Source organism: Chloroflexaceae bacterium (assembly GCA_025057155.1).
Classification (GTDB): domain Bacteria; phylum Chloroflexota; class Chloroflexia; order Chloroflexales; family Chloroflexaceae; genus JACAEO01.
The window spans coordinates 186,750-207,337 of record JANWYD010000005.1 but is presented as its reverse complement, the minus strand read 5'-3'; the positions used below and the strand labels follow the sequence as shown (position 1 = coordinate 207,337).

General features: G+C 66.7%; 18 protein-coding genes. 6 read left to right on the top strand and 12 right to left on the bottom strand.

What is annotated here, in order from left to right; translation table 11 throughout:
* Positions 1 to 78: 78 nt before the first annotated feature.
* From argS to NZU74_05920, 3 genes are all read left to right on the top strand, one after another.
* Positions 79 to 1,860 (top strand): arginine--tRNA ligase, encoded by a 1,782-nt coding sequence (gene argS, locus NZU74_05930; GenBank protein ID MCS6880853.1) that lies wholly within the window; start codon positions 79 to 81, stop codon positions 1,858 to 1,860.
* Between the two features lie 26 nt (positions 1,861 to 1,886).
* Complete coding sequence (locus NZU74_05925) at positions 1,887 to 2,693, top strand: HAD-IIA family hydrolase (protein ID MCS6880852.1); 807 nt, start codon at positions 1,887 to 1,889, stop codon at positions 2,691 to 2,693.
* A 198-nt stretch (positions 2,694 to 2,891) separates the two neighbouring features.
* Positions 2,892 to 3,107: a dodecin domain-containing protein gene (locus tag NZU74_05920; GenBank protein MCS6880851.1), complete on the top strand. Its 216-nt coding sequence runs from the start codon at positions 2,892 to 2,894 to the stop codon at positions 3,105 to 3,107.
* Positions 3,108 to 3,170: 63 nt separating this feature from the next.
* Here the strand turns inward: NZU74_05920 and NZU74_05915 are convergent, their stop codons facing one another.
* The 10 genes from NZU74_05915 to NZU74_05870 form a co-directional block, all read right to left on the bottom strand.
* On the bottom strand, positions 3,171 to 4,160 hold the full coding sequence (locus NZU74_05915; protein MCS6880850.1) for a GNAT family N-acetyltransferase: 990 nt from the start codon (positions 4,158 to 4,160) through the stop codon (positions 3,171 to 3,173).
* An 8-nt stretch (positions 4,161 to 4,168) separates the two neighbouring features.
* Positions 4,169 to 4,867 carry a phosphoribosyltransferase gene (locus NZU74_05910; GenBank protein MCS6880849.1) on the bottom strand — a complete coding sequence of 233 codons (699 nt, stop codon included), beginning with the start codon at positions 4,865 to 4,867 and terminating at the stop codon, positions 4,169 to 4,171.
* 509 nt (positions 4,868 to 5,376) lie between these two features.
* Positions 5,377 to 5,655, bottom strand: a complete 279-nt coding sequence (locus NZU74_05905) for a hypothetical protein (protein MCS6880848.1) — start codon at positions 5,653 to 5,655, stop codon at positions 5,377 to 5,379.
* Between the two features lie 268 nt (positions 5,656 to 5,923).
* Entirely contained in the window at positions 5,924 to 6,391 is a 468-nt protein-coding gene (locus NZU74_05900; protein ID MCS6880847.1) for a YbaK/EbsC family protein, read from the bottom strand.
* A gap of 239 nt (positions 6,392 to 6,630) precedes the next feature.
* Positions 6,631 to 7,035: an NAD-binding protein gene (locus tag NZU74_05895; GenBank protein ID MCS6880846.1), complete on the bottom strand. Its 405-nt coding sequence runs from the start codon at positions 7,033 to 7,035 to the stop codon at positions 6,631 to 6,633.
* Between the two features lie 12 nt (positions 7,036 to 7,047).
* Entirely contained in the window at positions 7,048 to 7,692 is a 645-nt protein-coding gene (locus NZU74_05890) for a TrkA family potassium uptake protein (protein MCS6880845.1), read from the bottom strand.
* Between the two features lie 3 nt (positions 7,693 to 7,695).
* Positions 7,696 to 10,521: a cation-transporting P-type ATPase gene (locus NZU74_05885; GenBank protein MCS6880844.1), complete on the bottom strand. Its 2,826-nt coding sequence runs from the start codon at positions 10,519 to 10,521 to the stop codon at positions 7,696 to 7,698.
* A 164-nt stretch (positions 10,522 to 10,685) separates the two neighbouring features.
* A complete protein-coding gene (locus NZU74_05880; protein MCS6880843.1) occupies positions 10,686 to 11,348 on the bottom strand; it encodes a response regulator transcription factor in 663 nt (220 codons plus the stop codon).
* A gap of 488 nt (positions 11,349 to 11,836) precedes the next feature.
* Positions 11,837 to 13,645: a DUF5671 domain-containing protein gene (locus NZU74_05875; GenBank protein ID MCS6880842.1), complete on the bottom strand. Its 1,809-nt coding sequence runs from the start codon at positions 13,643 to 13,645 to the stop codon at positions 11,837 to 11,839.
* Between the two features lie 245 nt (positions 13,646 to 13,890).
* Positions 13,891 to 14,373, bottom strand: coding sequence for a hypothetical protein (locus NZU74_05870; GenBank protein MCS6880841.1), 483 nt, complete (start codon positions 14,371 to 14,373; stop codon positions 13,891 to 13,893).
* Positions 14,374 to 15,339: 966 nt separating this feature from the next.
* On the opposite strand from NZU74_05870, the gene NZU74_05865 reads away from it, so the two are divergent.
* The 3 genes from NZU74_05865 to NZU74_05855 are packed head-to-tail and all read left to right on the top strand — an operon-like array spanning position 15,340 to position 19,148.
* The gene (locus tag NZU74_05865) at positions 15,340 to 16,254 is read left to right on the top strand and encodes a universal stress protein (protein MCS6880840.1); all 915 of its coding nucleotides are present in this window, start codon (positions 15,340 to 15,342) and stop codon (positions 16,252 to 16,254) included.
* Positions 16,255 to 16,263: 9 nt separating this feature from the next.
* On the top strand, positions 16,264 to 18,033 hold the full coding sequence (locus NZU74_05860) for a Cof-type HAD-IIB family hydrolase (GenBank protein ID MCS6880839.1): 1,770 nt from the start codon (positions 16,264 to 16,266) through the stop codon (positions 18,031 to 18,033).
* Between the two features lie 17 nt (positions 18,034 to 18,050).
* A complete protein-coding gene (locus NZU74_05855) occupies positions 18,051 to 19,148 on the top strand; it encodes an aminoglycoside phosphotransferase family protein (protein ID MCS6880838.1) in 1,098 nt (365 codons plus the stop codon).
* A 132-nt stretch (positions 19,149 to 19,280) separates the two neighbouring features.
* Here NZU74_05855 and cysC read toward each other — a convergent pair whose 3' ends face one another.
* Together cysC and NZU74_05845 are read right to left on the bottom strand one after the other, a co-directional pair.
* Positions 19,281 to 19,808, bottom strand: a complete 528-nt coding sequence (gene cysC, locus NZU74_05850; protein MCS6880837.1) for an adenylyl-sulfate kinase — start codon at positions 19,806 to 19,808, stop codon at positions 19,281 to 19,283.
* Positions 19,809 to 19,980: 172 nt separating this feature from the next.
* On the bottom strand, positions 19,981 to 20,445 hold the full coding sequence (locus NZU74_05845; GenBank protein MCS6880836.1) for an Hsp20/alpha crystallin family protein: 465 nt from the start codon (positions 20,443 to 20,445) through the stop codon (positions 19,981 to 19,983).
* Between the last annotated feature and the right edge of the window lie 143 nt (positions 20,446 to 20,588).

Sequence of the window (20,588 nt, the reverse complement as noted above, 5' to 3'; positions counted from 1 at the left end):
GGAGAGGCAAAGCCCCGCCCAACCCGCCCGCTGCGGCGACAGGTCGCTGCGGTACCAGGGGCGACCGTGGAGAAGATAATGGACTACGCGCTTGAACGTTTTACCCGCGAGGTGCGGGAGGCGATTGAAGCAACGGGTCGGGCGCCCGCGGAGACCATCGAACTGGCCACGCCCAAACCGAATATTCCTGCCGATCTGGCCCTGCCAACCTTTCGCGCGGCAAAGGCCCTGGGCGTACCGGCGCCGCAACTCGCCGCCGAACTGGCCGCCGCGATCCGCCCCGGCCCCGAATCGCTGATTGGCGCGGTCGAGGCGGTGGGGCCCTTCCTGAACTTCAGCCTGCATCCGCAACGCCTGGCTGCGGCGGTGGTGAGCGAGATCCAGGCTCGCGGCGCAGCCTACGGCCATCACCAGGCGGGAGCCGGGCGCCGGGTAGTGGTGGATTACTCGGCGCCGAACATCGCGCGGCGCATGCACGTGGGCCACATTCGCTCGACCATTATCGGCCAGAGCCTGGTGCACATCCTGCGCGCCCTGGGCTATGAGGTGATCGGCGACAATCACCTGGGAGACTGGGGCACGCAGTTCGGCACGGTGATCGCCTCGATTAAACGCTACGGACGCCCCCAGGCCGAGGGCGAGGCGGCGATGGAACAACTGGAACTGCTCTACGCCCGCTACAACAACGAGATGAAGGCCCAGGAGCAGGAGCGCGAACGGGCCGTGGTCGAGGGCCGCCCGTTGCCAGTCTTTGACCCCGACCTGGAGGCCGAGGCGCGGCGCTGGTCGCTGGCCCTGGAGCGGGGCGATCCCGAAGCGCGCGCGATCTGGCAGTGGTGCGTGGATCTGACTCTCGCCGCCGCACAGCGGAACTACGACCGGCTTGGCGTGGTCTTCGACCACGCCTATGGCGAGAGCTTCTACGAGCCGATGCTGGCCGGCGTGATTGACGAGGCCCTGCGCTCCGGGGCCGCCTTCCGCGATGCCGATGGTTCGGTAGTGGCCGAGCTGGACAACCTGCCCCGCTTTATCATCCAGCGCAGCGACGGCGGCACCGTCTATATGACCCGCGATATCGCGACGGTGAAGTTCCGGCTGGAAACGTTCGACCCGGTGAAGATCATCTACGTGGTAGACGGGCGCCAGGAACTACACTTCCGGCAACTCTTCGCCATCGTGCGCGCCATGGGCTACGCCCGCGACGTCGAACTGGTGCACGTGCCCTTCGGCATTGTCACCACCCCTGACGGGCAGCCGCTCTCCACCCGCAAGGGCAACATGGTCTATCTGGAAAGCCTGCTCGACGAAGCCGTAGCGCGGGCGCGGGCCGTGGTGGAGCAGAAGAACCCTGACCTGCCAGAGACCGAGAAGGCTGCGGTGGCCGAGGCGGTCGGCGTGGGCGCGGTGATCTACAACGACCTCTACCAGGACCCGCGGCGGAACATCAGTCTGGACTGGGAGCGCATGCTCTCGACTGAGGGCAACAGCGCCACCTACCTGCAATACTCGCATGCCCGCTGCTGCTCGATCCTCCGCCGAGCGGCCGAAGACGGCGGCACGGGACCGGAGGACGCCGATCCAACCCTGCTGACCCATCCGGCGGAGACGCGGCTGATCAAGCATCTTGCACGCCTGCCCGAGGCGGTGATCGAGGCCGGAGCGCGTTACGCGCCCTTCGTGATCGCCGAATGGTGCTATGCCACGGCCCGCGAGTTCGGCGTCTTCTTCGAGCAGTGCCCGGTGCTCAAGGCCGACACGCCTGGTCTGCGAGCGGCCCGGCTGGCCCTGGTCGCGGCGACGGCCCAGGCGCTCAGGAATGGGCTGGCGCTGCTGGGCGTCGCCGCACCTGAACGGATGTGAGCGTAGCAGCGGCGCCGAGGAACGGTATGCTTGCTTTCACTACTATCAAGGCCGTCCTGTTCGACATGGACGGGGTGCTGTACCGGGGCAATCAGCCTCTGGCAGGGGCGCGGGAGTTGCTGGCCTTCCTGGACGAACAGGGCCTCGGCTATGCCTGCATTACCAACAACGCCTCGATGACCCCGGCGCAGTACGAGGCCAAGCTGGCGCGAATGGGTTTGAATGTGCCTGCCGGGCGGATCATCACCTCGGCCATTGCCACGGGGCGCGCGCTGCGGGCGATGTACCCGCGCGGCACGCGGGTCTATATCGTCGGCATGGATGGCCTGCGCGAGGCGCTGTTGCACGATGGGCACTTCGTCGAGGATGCGCGCACGGCGGACCTGGTGGTGCAGGGGGCCGATTTCGCCCTCACCTACCACACGCTGCGCACGGCGACGCTGCTGATCCGCGCCGGGGCGCGCTTCGTCGCCACCAACCCCGACCGCACCTTCCCCTCCGAAGAGGGCCTGATCCCCGGCGCCGGGGCAATCACCGCCGCCCTGGTGGCCGCCACCGATACGCAGCCGCTGGTGATCGGCAAGCCGGCACCGACGATGTTCCAGGTGGCCGCCGAGACCCTCGGCGCGCCCCCCACAGCGGTGCTGGTCGTTGGCGACCGCCTGGATACCGACATCGCCGGGGCCGCCGCGGCGGGCATGCCCGCCGCCCTGATACTGACCGGCGTCAGTTCGCGCGCCGAGGCCGAAGCCAGCCCCGTGCGCCCGGCAGCGATCTACGCCGACCTGGGCGCGCTGCTCGAAGAGTGGCGGGCGAAGGTTGCGGATCGATAGCCGCCGAGGCCATGGCCCCAACCGGCAAGCGTCGAGGAACCATCACACCGGGTGACGCCGCGCATACTTGCAACCTGGCCCCGGGTGATGTATGGTAGAAGATAATAATCTGAAAGCAGGATGGGTCGCCCGCCGTGTTCTCAAGGTCCGTCGCAGCTCAATGGTGAACGCTGCAAGCCAGAATGAAAGGAGCGGATCATGAGTGCTGAGAGCGTCTACAAGGTGATAGAGATCGTCGGCACGAGCCTCGAGTCGTGGGAGAAGGCCGCGGCGGTTGCGATGACGACGGCGGCCAAAACCTTGCGCGACATCCGCGTCGCCGAGGTGGTGGCGCAGGATATCCATCTCGATGGAGAGACGCTGGTCTACCGCACAAAGATCAAACTCTCCTTCAAGTATCACGAGGATGAGTAGGGTCTAACATCAACATAGCTGGTTGCCGGGGTATGGAGACGTATGGGTTCTCCATACCCCTTTTTATGGGGCACACTTTTCTAGCAACCCGGAGGGTTGCTCTACACGAGCCGGTCGCCCCTCATCAGGGCCAGCTTCACGCACATACCAGCGGATCTCGTGCCAGACGGCGAATCCGCAGGCGGCGAAGAGCCGGCAGGCAGCCAGATTGGCCGCGCCAGTGCTGAGCAGGGCCGCATCGAGACCGGCGCCGCGCATGGCATGTAACAGGCGCAGCACGAGCGCGCGCCCCACGCCCAGCCTGCGCTGCGAACGTTCTACCCCAACGAACTCGATCCAGCCTGACGCCTGTCCCAGGCGCTCGCGCTCCAGTAACGCAACGACGCCCAGGACATAGCCGGCCAGAGCGCCTGTCGGCCCTACGGCAACCAGGTCCAGCGCAGGCTGGTACCCTGGCGCGCGCATCAGCGCCGCGCGATCGTCGAGATCCTTGTCACAACCTGCGAACACAACGTCGTGGAGCGCGACGATCGCCGCGATGTCGCGCATACCGGCAACGGGCCGGATCACGATACCCGGCGGGACCTGCGGCTCGGCGATCGGGTCGCGCAACGAGCGCCGCATCCGCAGGGTACGCCAGGGATCGGCCTCAAAACCGGCGCGTTCCAGCAGCGCGATGAACCGCCGATCATCGCTGCGGGCAGGTACGAACAGGCAGGGATGTTCACCGCGACCGTGGGTAATTCGGGCGACGCTCTGGAGCCCCCAGGCGAGCATTTCGGTCGCCAGGGCTTCGGTCTCGGCGCCGGGTCTGGCGCAGGCTATCAGGATGCAGGCGTCAAGCAGCAGCGCAGCGCCTACCGGCTGGCCGTGGGCATCTTCCCACACCCGGGTGTCGCAGGCTCCCGCCTGGCGCGCGGCGAGTTCGGCGTGTAACGCGTCAAGCGGCGGCCAGGGATCGCCCTGATCCACTGCTCTGGCAGCGCACCACAGGTCGAGCACGGCATCGAGTTCTTCTGCGCCCTGATAATCGCGCTGGCGGCAGGTAATCATATAGGCGCTCAGACCGTTCGCTGCCGCTCCGCGGCGCGTTGCAGCAAAGCTCGCACCTCGTCGTCGCTCACCTGGGAGAACTCTTCATACCACAGGCCAATCGCGGCGAGCGGCTCCGGGGTTTGCACGACGACCACCTCATCCACCATTGGCTGGAGCAAGGCCACCGTTTCCCGCGCCGCGACCGGCGCGGCAACCACGATACGCGCCGGTTCCTGGGCGCGAGCGGCAACGATGGCAGCGCGCATCGTCGCGCCGGTCGCCAGTCCATCGTCCACCAGAATGACCGTCTTGCCGCGGAGATCGGGCGCCGGGCGCTCTCCACGGTACAGACGCCCCCGGCGGTCTAATTCCTGCCCTTCGCGAGCGGCCACCCAGGCGATCGTATCAGGGTCAATGCGCAGACCGTGCACGACGTCGGTATTGAGCACGCGCACCCCGCCCTCCGCGATGGCCCCCATGGCCAGTTCTTCCTCGCCGGGAACCCCGAGTTTCCGCACGAGCATGAGGTCCAGCGGGGCATCGAGGGCCATCGCGATCTCGTAAGCTACGGGAACGCCGCCGCGGGGCAGGGCCAGTACGATTGTGTCGGGGCGACCAGCATAGACGGTAAGCCGCTCGGCCAGGGCCCGACCGGCAGCCGCGCGATCATGAAACCGGCGGCCCTGGCCCAGGATCCAGGAATGCAAGCGTTGGAACCCTGCCATAACACACCTCTCTGAGCATCGGTTGATGATCCAGCGTTCACGGCCGAACACCACCCGTCTTTGAGGCGGCAGCGCAACCCTCGGTGTTGCGCGAAAGGGGATCTGATCTCTCCTTATCTGTGACGTGAAACCAGCTTCGATTTTACCACCCTGCGACGAGAAAGAACAAAAACATTCTTGCGGGAAGGTTTCGCTCTCCCAGACTCTCCCGCGCGGCCGCTTCGCTCACCTCTGCAGCTACTTCTGGCAGGACGGCGCTCCACCCACCCCTTGCTTTTGCGGCGAGCCAGGGTGCGGAACACCCTGATCGTCACTAAGAGGAAAGGGCCTGAGAGAACGGCGGCCTTCCAGAGCTGCTGATCAGGCAAGAGCAGGGAGACGCAGAGGAGAGCCTGGAGTCCTTCGCTGCGAGGAGCACGGCGAAGCGCCGCGCGGCGCCGCAAACCAGCCCTACACTGCTCCGGGCCGGCAAAGCCACGGCGAGCGTAGGGTCACAACCTGGCGCAGAGTCAGGGCATCAGCACCTGACCAGGGACCGAGGGGAACGGTGGGGGCAACTCTTCCAGCACCCCGATACCGCCTGTCTCGGGGCTGCCATAGACGGTAATGTCAGCCATGTCGCGCCCCAGATCCTCGTGGAGCGCAATAACCGCCGCACCGCGCGTCATCACCGTGACGCGCCTGCCATCAACTGCGTAGCGGTACGCGGCCTCGGCCACATAACCCTTGGCCGCCAACGCCGTCTCGATCACCGGCAGGAGTTCGCGCAGGCACGTGTAGCGATCCAAGGCTTTCCTCTCTTTACACTATTCTCGACCGCGCCCGAAACCACAGGCACGCATTCTTTGATGTCCCGGCAGCGGAGTAGCCTACAGACTATGAATGCCGCCGGACATTTCTAAGTGTAGTGGAGCAAGAGGCCGGCTGCCATACGTGGTGATGCAGGTTAAAGACCCGTAATTGTACGGGTTGTACCCGCGGTGAGATGCCCCCAAAATAAGGCACAGTAGCGCAACCCTCCGGGTTGCGCTACCGTCAGCCTATGCGCCGTCCGGGTTACTCGGCGAAGGCAAGCGGCGTGGCCCCAACGAGGCGACGCAGGTCGCCATAGCGCATGCGGATGGCGTCACGGTGCGTCCCCGCCGTGAACGTGACCTGTTCCTCGTCATCAAGGTGCAGATCGCTGTAGACCGGCGCTCCGAAGAGCGACCCGAAGGGCGGCAAGGCTCCCACTTCGCAGGTGGGGAAACGCTCGGCAATCTCCGCTTCGCTGGCGAGACGCACCCGGGAGGCGCCCAGGGCCTGCTGGAGAGCCTCGAGGTTTACCATGCGCGGGGCGGGGAGCAGCGCCAGCGCCAGATCATCATCAACCCGCACCACCACGGTTTTGATGAACCGGCGCCCCGGAGTGTGCGTGTCCTGCGCGGTTTCCTGCGCGGTAAAGTCGGCGCGATGGTGTATCAATTCAAAGGGAACCGCCGCTTCGCGCAGCATGTCCATGACTTGATCAAGAACGTTGCTCATTGGAAATCTCCTTTCTTTTCAGTGTGAACCTGTTGTGATGAAGATTAAGTATCCAAACCGGTATTCGCCCCGTAGCCCGGCGGCTGAAGCCGCGGGCTACCCATGCGAAGCCCGCCTGCGCGGGCTATACCAGATAACATCGGCACGCCCGGGTTGCCCCACGCCTCCGCCCGCCGGGACGCTCCGGTTGCCGCACATCCCGATCCACCGGGGTGTCAGGCGCTCCCTGCGCCCCGCTGCTACAGCATCGTCTGCGCAATCAGGCGCGCCAGCACCTCAGCCTGGTTCAGGGCCAGGTCCACGCCCATTTCAGGGATGAACATCCAGGTGTTGTGGGGATTGTTCACCCGTGCGACGGCCTTCGGCACGTTGAAGGCAAAGCGCGCCAGGCTGGTGATCACCAGGTTCGTCGCGTCGGTGCCGGTGACGGCGGCAACCAGATCGGTGGCGTGAATGCCGGCCATCTCCAGCGCCTCGGGGTCGGTGCCATTGCCGTGGATCACCGTAGCATCAGGCAGGACCTCGCGCAGGGCCCCGGCCGTCGCCTCATGCATCTCGACGATGGTTACCGCGTGCCCCTCTTCCAGGAGCAATCCAGCCAGGTATGACCCCACCTGCCCGCCGCCAACGATCAGCACGCGCATAGCCGGCCTCCTTTACTGTCGCAGTAGAGCCGCCAGGTGGTCGGTGGCCACTGTTAGCACGACCAGGTGCAGCAGATCGCCCGCTTCGAGGCGCGTGGCCGGCTGGGGCAAAAAGGTGCGCCCGCCGCGACTGATCGCCGCCACCTGGATCTCCCCGGGCGCCGTTATCACACTGACCGGACGCCCCACCAGCAAGGGGGGCACGGCGACGGTGAGCAGATCCACATCGCTGCCCAGGCTCGCCACTGGCTCAAGCTCGGAGTAGCTCAACAGTTCGGCAATGCGGCTGATGCCCCAGGTTGTTGTACAGACGGTCTGCACGCCAAGGCGCCGATAGACCTCGGCGGCGCGCGGGTGGTAGACCCGCGCCACGACCCGCGGCACCCGGAAGACCAGGCGTGCCAGCCGGGCGGCGACGATGTTGACGTCGTCGCTGGGGGTTACAGCGGCGAGAGCGTCCTGGTGGTCAATACCCGCTTGAAGCAAGAGCCGCCGGTCGAGCACGTCGCCGACGAGGGTGCGCCCGCGAAAGCCCGCAGGCAAGTGGGCCAGGGCCGCAGCGACCGGTTCGATCACCGTGACGCTGTGACCGGCGTAGCTGAGCCGCGCGGCCAGTCCTGAGCCAATGCGGCCACAGCCAAGGATGATGACACGCATCGCTCACCTCCCAGAATAGACTCCAGGCGCCGGAAGGGGTGCCTGCCGGCGCCGGTAGCGACGCAGCACGGCCTTGCGCGCTTCGTCGGCGATCAGCAGCACGGGGGTGCACGCCAGAAACACCAGCCAGCTTGCCGCGGGCAACGGGGCTGTACCGAAGACCCATTGCAGCAGCGGCAGGTAGACGATGGCAACAATCAGCGTCAGTTCCACCGCGATGCCGATCCAGATGAGACGGTTGCGGCCCGGTCCGACGGTCAGGATCGAGGTCTCTTCGGTGCGCTGGGCGAACAGGTTGCCGATCTGGGTCGCTACAATCGCCGCCAGGGTCATGGTGGTCGCCGTCTGGTAGAGGGGGCCACTGCCGGGCAGATCGAGCCACTGCCCCGCGTAACCGGCGCCCCAGTAGATGGTGTAGAAGGCCAGCATCGCCGCCGCGCTCTGGATCAGGCCGAGAAAGCAGAGCGAGCGCAGCAGCAACCCGCGTGTGATCAGGTGCTCCTCCCGCCGGCGCGGGGGACGATCCATCACCCCTGCTTCGGCTGGTTCGGCGCCGAGGGCCAGGGCCGGCAGCAGGTCGGTGCCCAGATCAATCGCCAGCACCTGCATCACTGTCAGCGCCAGCGGAATGCGCCCGCCACTCAAGGCGAAGAGCACGAAGGGCACGGCTTCAGGCACGTTGCTGGTGAAAATGTAGGTCACAAACTTGCGTATGTTGGCGTAGACGGCGCGCCCCTCTTCAACTGCATGCACGATGGTGGCGAAATTGTCGTCGGTGAGAACCATGTCCGCCGATTCGCGGGCCACGTCGGTGCCGGCCATGCCCATCGCCACGCCGATGTCGGCCTGTTTGAGCGCGGGCGCATCGTTCACCCCGTCGCCGGTTACAGCCACGACCAGGCCCATACGCTGTAACGCCGCGACGATCCGCAGCTTGTGCTCGGGTGCGACGCGGGCGAAAATCACCTCCTCGCGGAGGATCTGGTCCAGCTCGGCGTCAGGGAGCGCGTCGAGTTCCACCCCCGTCACCAGGCGCGGATGCTCCTGCCGCACCAGGTCGAGGCGCCGGGCGATGGTCGTGGCCGTCAGCCCATCGTCGCCGGTGATCATCACGATGCGAATGCCTGCCCGGTGACACCTGGCGACCGCCTCGGCCACCTCCGGGCGAGGCGGATCGTACATCGCCGCCAGGCCCAGGAAGGTCAGGTCACGCTCGACCGCTTCGGCCTGATGCGGAGGCTGGTCCTCGGGCAACTGGCGCTGCGCCACCCCCAGCACCCGCAACCCGCTCCGGGCGAGCCGGTCCTTGACTGTGCGCACCTCGGCCCGCAGCCGCTCATCGAGAGGCACATCGCGACCGGAGAGGCGAATGGTTGTACAGCGGGCCAGCACCTCGTCGGGCGCGCCCTTGGTATACACCCGCGCGCCGCCAGCGCCATGCACCGTGCTCATCAGTTTGCGACGCGACTCAAACGGCAACTCGTGGATGCGCGGCTCGGCGCGGGCCAGCGCTTCCGGGTCCAACCCTCCTTTCCGCGCCACAACCTGCAGCGCCGCCTCGGTCGGGTCGCCAAGGACGCTCCAGCCGCTCAAGTTGCCATGGCCGGCGGGAGCGGCGCCTGGCGGCAGGAGCCGGGCATCGTTGCAGAGGGCGCCGGCGCGCAGCAGGTCGTACAGGTCGTCGCCCGGAACGGGGCGACAGGGCTGACCATCGGCACTGATGCCGCCAGCGGGGTCGTAGCCGCTGCCGCTCACCTCAAACTGCCGGCCACCGGCCCAGAGGTAGCGCACGGTCATGGCGTTCTGCGTCAGGGTGCCAGTTTTGTCGGTACAGATCACCTGGGTGCAGCCGAGGGTCTCGACAGAGGAGAGACGTTTGACCAGCGCGTGCCGGCGGGCCATGCGCTGCACCCCGATGGCCAGGGCCAGGGTGACCGTGGGCAAAAGCCCTTCCGGCACGAAGGCGACGATCATGCCCATGGCGAAGATGAAGCTGTCGACGAGACCAATCCGCACCACGCCTACGGCGAGCGCAAAGAAGAGCGCGCCGACGCCGATCGCGATGGCGCTGACGACGCGGGTCAGGCGCGCCAGTTCTAGCTGCAAGGGACTGGGGGCCTCGGTAACGCTCTGGGTCATCCGGGCGATCGCGCCGAAGGCGCTGCGCATCCCCGTGGCGAAGACGAGCGCCTTCCCCCTGCCAGCGACCACCGTGGTGCCGGCGAAGACCACATTGGGCAGCGCGGGGCCGGTCTCGGGGCCGGCGTAGGTTTCAGCGTGTTTGGAAACGGCGCGCGCCTCGCCGGTGAGCGTGGCCTGATCAACCCGCAACTCGACCGCCTCGACCAGACGACCGTCGGCAGCGACGAGGTCGCCTTCGGCCAGCAGTAACAGGTCGCCGGGCACAATCTCGTCACGCGGCACCTCTTGCACGCTGCCATCGCGCAGCACGCGCGCCCTGGCTGGCAGCAGTGCACGCAGGGCGGCGGCGGCCCGTTCCGCCCGGTACTCCTGCCAGAAGCTGAACAACCCGTTGATCAGCGTGACCGTCCAGATGGCCACACCCAGTTGGGGCAACTGCACCAGAAAGGCGATTGCCCCGGCGATCCAGAGGAGGATCGCCATCAGGTGCGTGAAGTTCTCGACGAAGGTCCCGATCAGGGGCCGGCCCCTGACCGTCTGGAGGGTGTTTGGACCATAGCGACGCAGGCGCGCCGCAACTTCCGAGGCCGAAAGTCCGCCGGGACGGGAGTTGAGCGCGGTGTAGGCTTCAGCGACCGATACGCTCCACGGCGCCAATTCGGCTGTGAACTGGTCGGCGGTTTTCATAGGTGAATCTCATGCAGCGAAGCCGCACAACACTGCCGTGAATAATGGGAAACCGGGTTTCCTCCGACCCTATCCACCGCGGCGCCAGGCGCCCCGGCACCGGTTCCGGCGTGGGGAAACCGGGTTTCCCCACGCCCCTGCCTGATGGGAGGGTTGGCCGCAGATTACTCGGTCTCAGGCGCCAGGCCGTGCTGGAGGGCATAGCGCACCAGGTCGGCGACGCTGTGCAGCCCGAGCTTATGCAGCAAGCGAGCGCGGTGCCACTCCACGGTACGCACGCCGATGCCCAGGCGTTCGGCGATCGCCGCGCTGGTCAGGCCCTGAGCCACCAGGCTCAGCACCTCGCGCTCGCGGGGGCTCAGGTTCTCGGTGTTCGCAGTTGCCGCGCCAGCGCGCTCGCCAGCAAAGGAACTGATCGCCCGCTCGGCCAGGCGCGGGCTGAGATAGCGCTGCCCGGCAGCCACCTGAGCGATGGCGTGCAAAAAATCATCGGCGAGGGACTCCTTGAGCACGTAGGCCATCGCCCCTGCGCGCAGGGCCTCGCGGACGTGCGGTTCGTCGCCGTGCATGGAGAGGACAATCACGCGCGTCTCCGGGACCTGGGACACCACGGCGCGCGTCACATCAATGCCGCTCATCCCAGGCATGCTCAGATCGACTATCAGGATGTCAGGGCGATGCGCGCGCACCAGGGCCACGGCTTCGACGCCGGTGGCGGCCTCGCCGACAACCCGGCACTGCAAGCGCGTCTCCAGCAGCAGGCGCAATCCTTCGCGCACCAGGTGGTGATCATCGGCGAGCACCAGGGTCAGACCTTTCGTAGACATTTGTTAGCTCCCTGAACCGTGCACGCCAGGCTGAGAGGCCCAGGCCCTCCCACACGGCTGCGCCGCATGCCAACGGGTTGTCAGGTTTGTTCCTGGACGAGCCGGGCGCTCCCGGACCCTCCCGCCTCTCAGGTGCAGGGTTTTTCGAGCGAGAAGGGGTTTTCGGCATTCCAATGCGCTTACGGTCCTTACCCCCGTCCCCCTCTCCCGCTCGCGAGAGAGGGGGAGTTGGGCGTCCCAATGTCCCGGATGGCGCATGCGACGCGAGGATGCGCCGGAAAACCCTACGCCTGAGAAGACCCTCCCGCCCGGCTGCGCCGCGCGCCAACGGGTTGTAAAGAGTTTTCCTGGGAGAGACATGCCCTCTCAGGCCCGCCCTCCGGGCAGGGGTGTAAGGAACTCAGGCTTCCCCGCCCTCTTCCAGGAGGCAGGGGCGCCCCTCCTCACCCTCCCCCGCCTCGCGGCGCTCGGCGCGGGAGGGTGAGGAGCTACGACGCGCTTTGCGCCAGCGCCTTGCCTGCGGCGGGACGCGCCAGATACGCCGCCCGCGCCTTGCGCGCCGCCTCGCGCGCCAGGGCCGGGCCATCGCGACGCGCGCCCACCAGGGTCACATCCGGCGGCGCGGCGGCCAGCAACAGCCGTGGCGCGGGCACGGTCGCCAGAGCCGGGTCGGCCCAGGCCGCCAGAGAGAGGATCAGCAGATCGGCCCCGGCCAGGCTGGCGTGGCGCTCCAGGACCTCGCGCTCATCGCAGACGATCAACGTGGCGCCGGGCAACTCATGACCCAGGGCCGCCACCAGATGCTCGCGGAGCGACTCGCCGGCCACGATGCCAACCCGCCAACCTGCGCCGAGGCTGCCGCGCGCCGCGCCGGCCCGTCGCAGCCCGGCCGCGTAGGCCACGGCGATCGCCGCGCCCAGAACGGCATAGCCCGCCAGTTCACTGATCTGCGCGACTACCCCCGGCCCACCCTGGCCGAGGAGCGTCACCAGCAGCAGTCGAATGCACTGCGTCAGGGCGACCACTGCGGCGATCACCCCGAAGAGCAGGCCGGCGTACAGATAGATGCGCCGGATGACCGCCCGTTCCTCCTCGGCGCTGCTGCGGGCCAGACGCTCGTTCCAGCGGCTGGCCAGCCCGTAGACCGGCAGAGTAACGATGGTCGTAGCCATGTACCAGCTCAATGCCTGGCGGCCAATGTCGCCGACCACCTCTGCACTGAGCCGGCTCCGCAGCAGGGTGGCGATCAGCCCGCTCAGACCGAAGTACAGCGCCACCAGGCTGACCGCGGCGACCAGGTAGCTGATCAGGCGCCGGGCGGCGCCGACTCGCTCCTCGGCGCCGCTGAAGCGCGCCGTCAGCACCATCTGCTCGCGATGGTAGAATAACACCGGCAGGGCCACGGCGAGGGCCGCGACTGCCGTCGTCTGGGCGGCAAAGGCGCCCGGCCAGGTCTCCAGACCCCACAGCAGCCGAAATGTGGCGGCCAGGAGCGCGGTCAGACCAGTCAGGGAAGCGATCAGGGCGCCAACGATAACCAGCGCCAGGTAGACCTGCCGCAAGCTCGAGGCGAGTTCATCGGCCCGGAGCGGACCGGCAACACGGACCAGGCGGCGCGACCACAGTTCGTGGGCCAGCCAGAAGCTCAACCCGATCGCCAGCGTAGCGATGCTATCCAATACCTGCACAGTCAGGAGAGGCTGACCGAAACCGAAGCGCTGGAGCAGGACATTGATCAGTGCGCCCGCTCCGAACGCTGCCAGCGCCAGGCTCACCCAGAGTATCAAGACCATGTACCAGCGGCGCAGGGTCGCGTTGGGGCCGCTACGCTCCACCTGGACGCGGTCGGCGCCAGTGACGCGCCAGTGGGCCGCCCAGATCACGCCGCACACCAGCGCGGTTGCCAGCGGCGCGACGAGCGCAAGAGCCGCGCCGTCCTGCCCCATCGCTGTGAGAGCCAGGGCCAGGGCCTCGCGGCTGGCCATCAGGGCGCCAAGGGCCGCGACAAGCAGCACCGCGTAGAGGTACAGCCGGCGCAGCGGCGAAGCCTGACCTTCGGGCCGGGCGGCATCGCGGCGGATAAACAGCCAGTGGCCAACCCACAGGGGCATACCGACCACTACCAGCGCCACAGCGCCCGCCAGGCGCAACACTGCGCCTTCGGCGCCGATTGGAGGGCCGCCGAGCCAGCGCTCGACAATAAAGGCCAGCAGCGCGGACGTCCCGGCACCGAGCATTTGCAACCCGATGAAGGCCGCGACATAGAGATAGAGCCGTCGCGCCACCTGGATTGCCATGGACGCGCTCCTCACGGATTTTAGATTTTGGATTTTGGATTTTGGATTTTGTACCAGGTTCTCGTGGACACTTGCGAATTGAATGGCGGCACGATGGCTTCACAGGCCCTTTCGCCGACACTCATTCCGCAAGTATCCACAAGAACCTGGTATTACAGATAGCCTGGCTGTTACCAGCGAGACGCCGACCGCGGCCACCCCCAATCCAAAATCTAAAATCTAAAATCCAAAATCCAAAATTCCCCCTAGGCAAACCACCAGCCAACGATGCGCCAGCTCTCGCCATCGCGCTCGAGCAGCAGATCGTACTGCGTGCTCCACTGGTTGCCCCCGAAGAGGCCCCCCGGCTCGAAGCGGGTGACCGTCACTGTCACCGTTGCGGTGCCATCGTGGATGGCGACGCGATCCACGCGCATCTCGCCGTTGCGCACGTCGGGTATCTGGTTCTGAAACTCGGCCAGTGACCGCTCCTGTTGCGCTTTCGCGCTGAGAAAGCCATACGCAGCGGCATAGTCGCCACGGTACACAGCGTCGAAAAACCGCTGGACAACCCCTTCGGGCGTGGAGAGCGGGGCGAAAACGGGCTGCTGGCGCGCGCTTAGCGGTATGCTAAGCAGGGCGATGACAATCAACAGCGCCGCCCCGCCCACCAGCGCCCAGAGGCCCCAGTTGGGTCCTGCCTGTCGCGCCCCGGAGAGTGATTGTTGGGAAGCTGTGTTGGTGTTCATCTATGTCATTCCTTATGCGGACTCGTCGCCATACTCAAGAACGATAAAGGGTTTTGCGGCGAGGGATGGGACCTCACTAACTGGTCTGTAAACAGAGTCTTTCGCTACACCCCCGCCCCCTCCCCAACCCTCCCCCGCTAGGGGAGGGTGTCCGGCTCCTCCCTCCGTTGGGAGGAGGCTGGGAGGGGGGCGGAAACGCCAGGAAACTTGCTTTAACGACCGCTAAGGCTCCCGCCCGCGATCGCGCCGCCAACAACGGGCATACAGCAGATGTTCCGGCAGGGCTGTGCCCCTGGCGACCCCAGACCGTAAAGAACGCAAAAGGGTTGCGCCCTCCCCAACCCCCGCAACCCCCGCGACCCCTGCGCGTGGCTTACTGTCATATCAGTATAGCAAACCCGTTCCGGTAAGTGGGTTACTCTGACGCAATACGTTGTAAGCGTCCATGCACTCAGGCGCGTGGGCAGCAGCGGGCCGCCAGTAAAGACCCCTTCCCTACCGGTATCGGTTTGTTTTCGCCGTAGCGCGCCAGAACAGGCTATACTGGGATCAACGAGGGGCGGCTCGCTGCTGGTTGCTGCCCTGTTTTGTGTGCGCTTCTCCCTCCCTGCCGCCCCTTCCCGCCGTCGCGTATCCGTTAACGGTGACGGTGGCAGGAGACGGTCCGGGAGGGAAGCGTGTCTATGGATCAAGGCATGTTTCAGACCCACGTGTTCTGGCCTGAGAAATGCTCCACGGTTCAACCGACCGGTCGGGTGGAGGTGTGGAGATGTAGAGGTGTGGAGATGTAGAGCTGTAAAACCATCCTCATACACTCCACATCTCCACACCTCCACACTTACGCATGCCTGATTCGGTAGAGCCGTTGCAGCGTGGAGATGAGGGCCAGACGGTCAAGCTGGTTTGAAGCGTGCCTGCGGCTTCCGCCTCCAGCGGTCGTGGAGGTTGGAAGCGGAGGGTGCGAAGATGCAGACGATCCTGGTTCCTCTTGATGGTTCCCCATTTGGCGAACATGCCCTGCCAATGGCCGTGACGCTGGCCCGGCGCGGCAACATCCAGATCGCCCTGGCCCACGTGCACCATCTATTTGCGCCCTCGCTCGCGCCCACCGGCGCACCGGTGGTTGACCCGCGGGTAGACGCCGTGTTGCGCGAGGATGAGGAGGCGTATCTGGCCGATGTCGCGCGCCGTATCGCAACGCTATGGAACGGGCCGGTGACGATGACGCTGCTGGAGGCGCCGGTGGCCGAGGCCCTCTGCCAGCATGCGGATCTGATCGGCGCCAGCCTGATCGTGATGAGCACCCACGGGCGCGGCGGCCTGGCGCGGGCCTGGCTGGGCAGCGTGGCCGACCGCATGATCCGCCTGTCGAAGACGCCAATCCTGTTGCTGCACCCTGAAGACGGTACGCCTGACCTGGCTCGCGAACCGAAGCTGCATCATTTCCTCGTACCGCTGGACGGTTCGCCGCTGTCCGAGCAGATTCTCCCCCACGCCACCTGGCTGGGGCGCCTGGTTGGCGCGCGCTACACCCTGCTACGGGTGATCGAGCCGGCCGTGCGAGGGTTCGCAGTCAGCGGGGTCGAACCGATGGTGGATGTCGAGGCGCAGGAACAGGCCTGGCAGCAAGCCACTGCGGATCTGGAGCGGATAGCAACCCGCCTGCGCGGTGAAGGTCTGACCGTTGCGCCTGAAGTGCGGGTGGGCCGGCCCATCGCCGAAATCCTGGAATGCGCCGCCGAGCGAGAAGTTGACCTGATCGCCATGAGCACCCATGGTCACGGCGGGCTGACCCGCCTCCTCCTCGGCAGCGTCACCGATAAAGTGCTGCGCAGTGCTGGCGTGCCGGTGCTGGTGTTCCGCCCGCCGGAAGCCAGGTAGAGGAAGCCGATGCACATCATGACCCTGGCCTGCGACCTCGACGGCACCCTGGCCGAGCACGGGCAGGTCGCGCCGGAGACCTGGGGGTTGCTGCAACGGCTGAAGAGCGCGAACTGGACGCTGCTCCTGGTGACCGGCCGCACCTTGAAGACCTTCACCCCGCACGGGCCGTTCGCCGAGGTGTTCGACGCGATCGTGGCCGAGGACGGCGCGGTGGTGTACTTCCCTCACCGCGACATTGTGACCCTGCCCTTTGGCCGGCTCAACCCCGCCTTGATCGAGCGGCTCAGCAATCTGGGCGTGCCGCTGGAGCGGGGGCTGGCGATTGTCGCCACCCACACGCCCCACGACCTGGTAGTGCTCAAGGTGTTGCACGAGGTGGCCGGCGGGGCGACGGTTGAGTATAACCGCGGGGCGGTGATGGTGCTGCCTCCGGGGGCCACGAAAGGCACGGGGCTGCGCTACGCCTTGCGTGAACTGGGCCGCTCGCCCCGCAGCGTCATCGCCTGCGGCGATGCGGAAAACGACCGCAGTCTCTTCGAATGCGCTGAACTGGCGGTCGCAGTGAGCAACGCCACCGAGGATGTGCGCGCCCTGGCCGACGTGGTGCTGCCGGAGCCCGACGGCGCCGGAGTCCGCGCCCTGGGCGAACGGCTGTTGCGCAACGAACTTCCGGTCTACCGCCAGCGCCCGGAGCGCATGCTCCCGCTCGGGGAACGCCCTGATCGCACGCCCGTGCAACTCGACCCCTTCTGGCTGCTCGATGGCGCGCTGGCCATCGTCGGCGCCAGCGGCGGCGGCAAATCCTGGCTGGCCGGCCTGCTGGCGGAGGAACTGCTGCGCCGCGGCTACCAGATCTGCCTGATCGATCCCGAAGGCGACTACCGGACTATGCGCGCCTTCCCGCACACCCTGCTGCTCGGCGGCGCCAGCGCGCCCCTGCCCCCGGTGAGCGACGTCGTGACCCTCAGCGAGTACGCCGAGACGAGCCTGGTGCTCGACCTGTCGCTGGAGACGCATGAGCGCCGCGTGAGCTACGTAGCCGGCCTGCTCCACGAACTGGCTTGCCTGCGGGCGCGCCACGGCCGGCCGCACTGGCTGCTGATTGACGAGGCCCAGAGTTTCTGCCTGTCGCCTGAGCACGATTTCGCAACCGTCCTCTGCCGGCTGATACGGGAAGGGGGCGTTGGCATCGTCAGCTACCAGCCCAGCCGCCTGCCGCGGTCTATCCTTGAGGCGATTGATCACTGGCTGGTGACCCGTCTCGTCGCGCCCGAAGAGCAGCGTTGCATCGCGGCCCGGTTAGCGCGCTGCCCCGGCTGGGCTGAACTGGCGCCATCTCTCGGCGACCTGCCCCGTGGCCAGGCTTACCTGTGCGTGGCCAGTCGCTCGGCAGATCCGGCGCCGCCCCAACCGGTGCAGTTTCGCGCTCGACCACGCACGGTGCCGCACATCCGGCACCTGCACAAGTATCTGCGGGCGCCGCTGCCCTACGACAAGCGCTTCCACTTTCACGACGGGCAGGGGCGCTACCTTGGCGAGAGCGCGGCGAACCTGTGGGAACTGCGCGCCGCGCTGGCCGCGCTCCCGCTGGACTCGCTGCGCTACCACGTGGAACGGGGCGACCTCGAGCGCTGGATCACGCAGGTGCTGCGCGACCCTGAACTGGGACGACAGATCGGCAAAGTCGCCCGGCGTCGCTTCGAGGGCGAGGCGCTCCGCCAGGCGCTGGTGGCGGTGGTCAGCGAACGCTACGATGAACTCGATAGTCTGGTCTAATCCTGAGAGATATATTTATGGAACTCGAACTGGTCCTGCTTGGCGCCTACCTCAGCCAGCATTTCGGAGCGCCTGTGGAGGTGCTGGAACTGGCTTCTCTGGGCGGAGCGCCCCCTCCGCCCGATGAGGGCATCCGCCCCGGCACGCTCAAGCTCCTGGGTTACGGCGAACCACTGTTGATCCGCTACCGCCGCGATGGAGAAGAACGGCGCGCCGTGTTGCATACCATGGCCGCCAACCAGTTTGGTCATGAGCGGCGCGCCGACCGCGCCGCCAATATGATCCTGAGCTACGACTGCTTTAACGACCTGCCCCGCCACGTGCGCGCCCTGGACGTGGGCGTGCTCGATCCCGGCGGGGGCCTGCGTTCCATCGGCGCGGGCGAGGTGTTTCTCCTCACCGACTACGCCGAGGGACAGATCTATGCTGAGGATCTGAAACGCATGGTCGCAACCGGCAGCGCGGACGAGGCGGATCTGGCCCGGGCGCGGGCGCTGGCGCTGTACCTGAGCGAGATCCACCAGCTCCGGCGCGATGAACCGGCCCTCTACCGGCGGCACCTGCGCGACGTGTTCGGCAGCGGTGAAGGCATCGTCGGCCTGATTGACAGTTACCCGCCCGACTACGCCCTGGCCCCGCCCGCCTGGCTGGAGCGCGTTGAAACTCGCCTGGTAGCCTGGCGGAACCGCCTTAAGGCCCACCCGGAACGGCTCGCTCAGATCCACGGCGACTTCCATCCCTTTAACGTGCTCTTCGGCGAGGGAACAGACTTCACTCTGCTCGACCGGAGCCGGGGGCCCTGGGGCGAGCCTGCCGACGATGTAAGCGCCATGGCGATCAACTACCTGTTCTTCTCGCTGCAACGCTCCGGCGCTCTGGCATCGCCCTTCGATGAACTGTGGACCATCTTCTGGCAAACCTACCTCGCGCACACAGGCGACGAGATGCTGTTACGGGTCGTGCAGCCCTTCCTCATCTGGCGCGCCCTGGTGATTGCCAGCCCCCTCTGGTACCATGTGGCCGATGATGTGCGGCGCAGTCTGTTCCGCTTCATCGAGCGGCTGCTCGAGACCCCGGTTTTCGATCCCGGGGAGGTGGGGGCGTACCTGAGGTAAACGGAGGATGCGTGTTCAGTGTTGCCGCCGAGCACGCGGAGGAGCGTAGAGGACGAGCTTCTGGAAGCCCGCTACGGCGCGACGGTGTGCGGCGGAACGGAGGCGCTACCGCGGGGAAACCGCGCTCTCGGTCTATTCAGGGGCAAGAAACGGCACCTGCCGCAGAATGCGCTCCACGGCGGCCTCGACCGGCTCGCGGTCGCTATCCACAATCACCTCGGCCGCCTCGGGCGGCTCGTAGGGTACGTGCAGGCCCGGCAGATCGGCGATCTCGCCAGCGGCGGCGCGGGCGTACAGACCCTTCGGATCACGCTTACGGCACACCTCCGGCGAGCAACGCACCCAGACCTCGGCGAAGCGCGGCGCCAGGGCCAGCCGCGCCACGGCGCGATAGGCGCGCCGGTGGGCTGTAGCAGCGACAAGCACATTGGCGCCTTCCTGGTTCAACAGGCGCGCCAGGGCCGCCAACTGGCCGTAGAACCGGTCGCGAGCCGGCCCACTGTACCCCGCCTCCGGCGCGAGCACCGGGCGCGCCGCATCAGAGTCCAGCACCACGGCTACGACTCCGCGGCGCCACAGACGCTCCTGCACCGCGCGGGCGAGCGTCGTTTTGCCCGCGCCGGGCAAGCCCGTGAACCAGATTGTCCACCCAGGGGGCACGGCAAAGATCCTGCGCGAGGTTGAGGTTCCGGGAGGGCCAGGCCCTTCCGGGAACATTGCTAACATACTGTGAACGCCGGTTTCCTCATCTGCCGGAAAATACGAGCGCCACGGGCGCGGAAAGCTGGTCTTTTCACCCCCGTGGCGCTATGATTAATCGCTCATCAGCCGATCACGCCGAAACCTCCGCGGGCCTGGCCTCCTCCTTCAACTCGATCTTCCTGGGTTGCGGCGCAGCCAGTTTGGGGAAGACGATCTTCAACACGCCGTCCACAAAGGTGGCCTCAGGCTTCTCGAGATCAACGTACTCGGGGAGCGTCACCCGGCGGAGGAAGGCGCCGTAGTGCACCTCGCGGCGCAGATAGTGCTCCTCTTTCACCTCCTCGCTAGCGCGGCGCTCGCCCTTGATCGTCAGAGTGTTGCCGCTGAGAGTGATGTCAATCTCCTCGCGCTTGATGCCGGGGAGATGCACCTCCACCGTCAGCCCCGCGTCGGTCTCGTAGATGTTCATCGCCGGCTGGTCGCGGAAGCCCGCCAGCCAGTCGCTGCTCGGCCGCAGGAGCGCCTCATCGAAGAAGCGGTTAAAGGAATCGCGTAGCGCTCGCATCTCACGGAACGGATCCCAGCGCTCAATCATGGTTGCATCCCTCCTTCCAGCCGCCGGGACAGGGCCAGCCTATCAGGTCGGGAATGCGTAACCAGTTGTTGTATAACGCACGCGGCACGGCCCTGTGCCCGGCGACTGTCTATAGGTACACCTTCGAGCGTCCTGCCTGTTTG

Excerpts from the sequence above, each read along its gene's own strand:
- NZU74_05875 (MCS6880842.1), bottom strand. The coding sequence starts at position 13,645 with ATGGCAATCCAGGTGGCGCGACGGCTCTATCTCTATGTCGCGGCCTTC.
- NZU74_05900 (MCS6880847.1), bottom strand. The coding sequence starts at position 6,391 with ATGAGCAACGTTCTTGATCAAGTCATGGACATGCTGCGCGAAGCGGCG.
- argS (MCS6880853.1), top strand. The coding sequence starts at position 79 with ATGGACTACGCGCTTGAACGTTTTACCCGCGAGGTGCGGGAGGCGATT.
- NZU74_05880 (MCS6880843.1), bottom strand. The coding sequence starts at position 11,348 with ATGTCTACGAAAGGTCTGACCCTGGTGCTCGCCGATGATCACCACCTG.
- NZU74_05915 (MCS6880850.1), bottom strand. The coding sequence starts at position 4,160 with ATGATTACCTGCCGCCAGCGCGATTATCAGGGCGCAGAAGAACTCGAT.
- NZU74_05885 (MCS6880844.1), bottom strand. The coding sequence starts at position 10,521 with ATGAAAACCGCCGACCAGTTCACAGCCGAATTGGCGCCGTGGAGCGTA.
- NZU74_05845 (MCS6880836.1), bottom strand. The coding sequence starts at position 20,445 with ATGATTGAGCGCTGGGATCCGTTCCGTGAGATGCGAGCGCTACGCGAT.
- NZU74_05870 (MCS6880841.1), bottom strand. The coding sequence starts at position 14,373 with ATGAACACCAACACAGCTTCCCAACAATCACTCTCCGGGGCGCGACAG.
- NZU74_05890 (MCS6880845.1), bottom strand. The coding sequence starts at position 7,692 with ATGCGTGTCATCATCCTTGGCTGTGGCCGCATTGGCTCAGGACTGGCC.
- NZU74_05920 (MCS6880851.1), top strand. The coding sequence starts at position 2,892 with ATGAGTGCTGAGAGCGTCTACAAGGTGATAGAGATCGTCGGCACGAGC.
- NZU74_05860 (MCS6880839.1), top strand. The coding sequence starts at position 16,264 with ATGCACATCATGACCCTGGCCTGCGACCTCGACGGCACCCTGGCCGAG.
- NZU74_05855 (MCS6880838.1), top strand. The coding sequence starts at position 18,051 with ATGGAACTCGAACTGGTCCTGCTTGGCGCCTACCTCAGCCAGCATTTC.
- NZU74_05865 (MCS6880840.1), top strand. The coding sequence starts at position 15,340 with ATGCAGACGATCCTGGTTCCTCTTGATGGTTCCCCATTTGGCGAACAT.
- NZU74_05895 (MCS6880846.1), bottom strand. The coding sequence starts at position 7,035 with ATGCGCGTGCTGATCGTTGGCGGCGGGCAGGTGGGGTCATACCTGGCT.
- NZU74_05925 (MCS6880852.1), top strand. The coding sequence starts at position 1,887 with ATGCTTGCTTTCACTACTATCAAGGCCGTCCTGTTCGACATGGACGGG.
- NZU74_05910 (MCS6880849.1), bottom strand. The coding sequence starts at position 4,867 with ATGGCAGGGTTCCAACGCTTGCATTCCTGGATCCTGGGCCAGGGCCGC.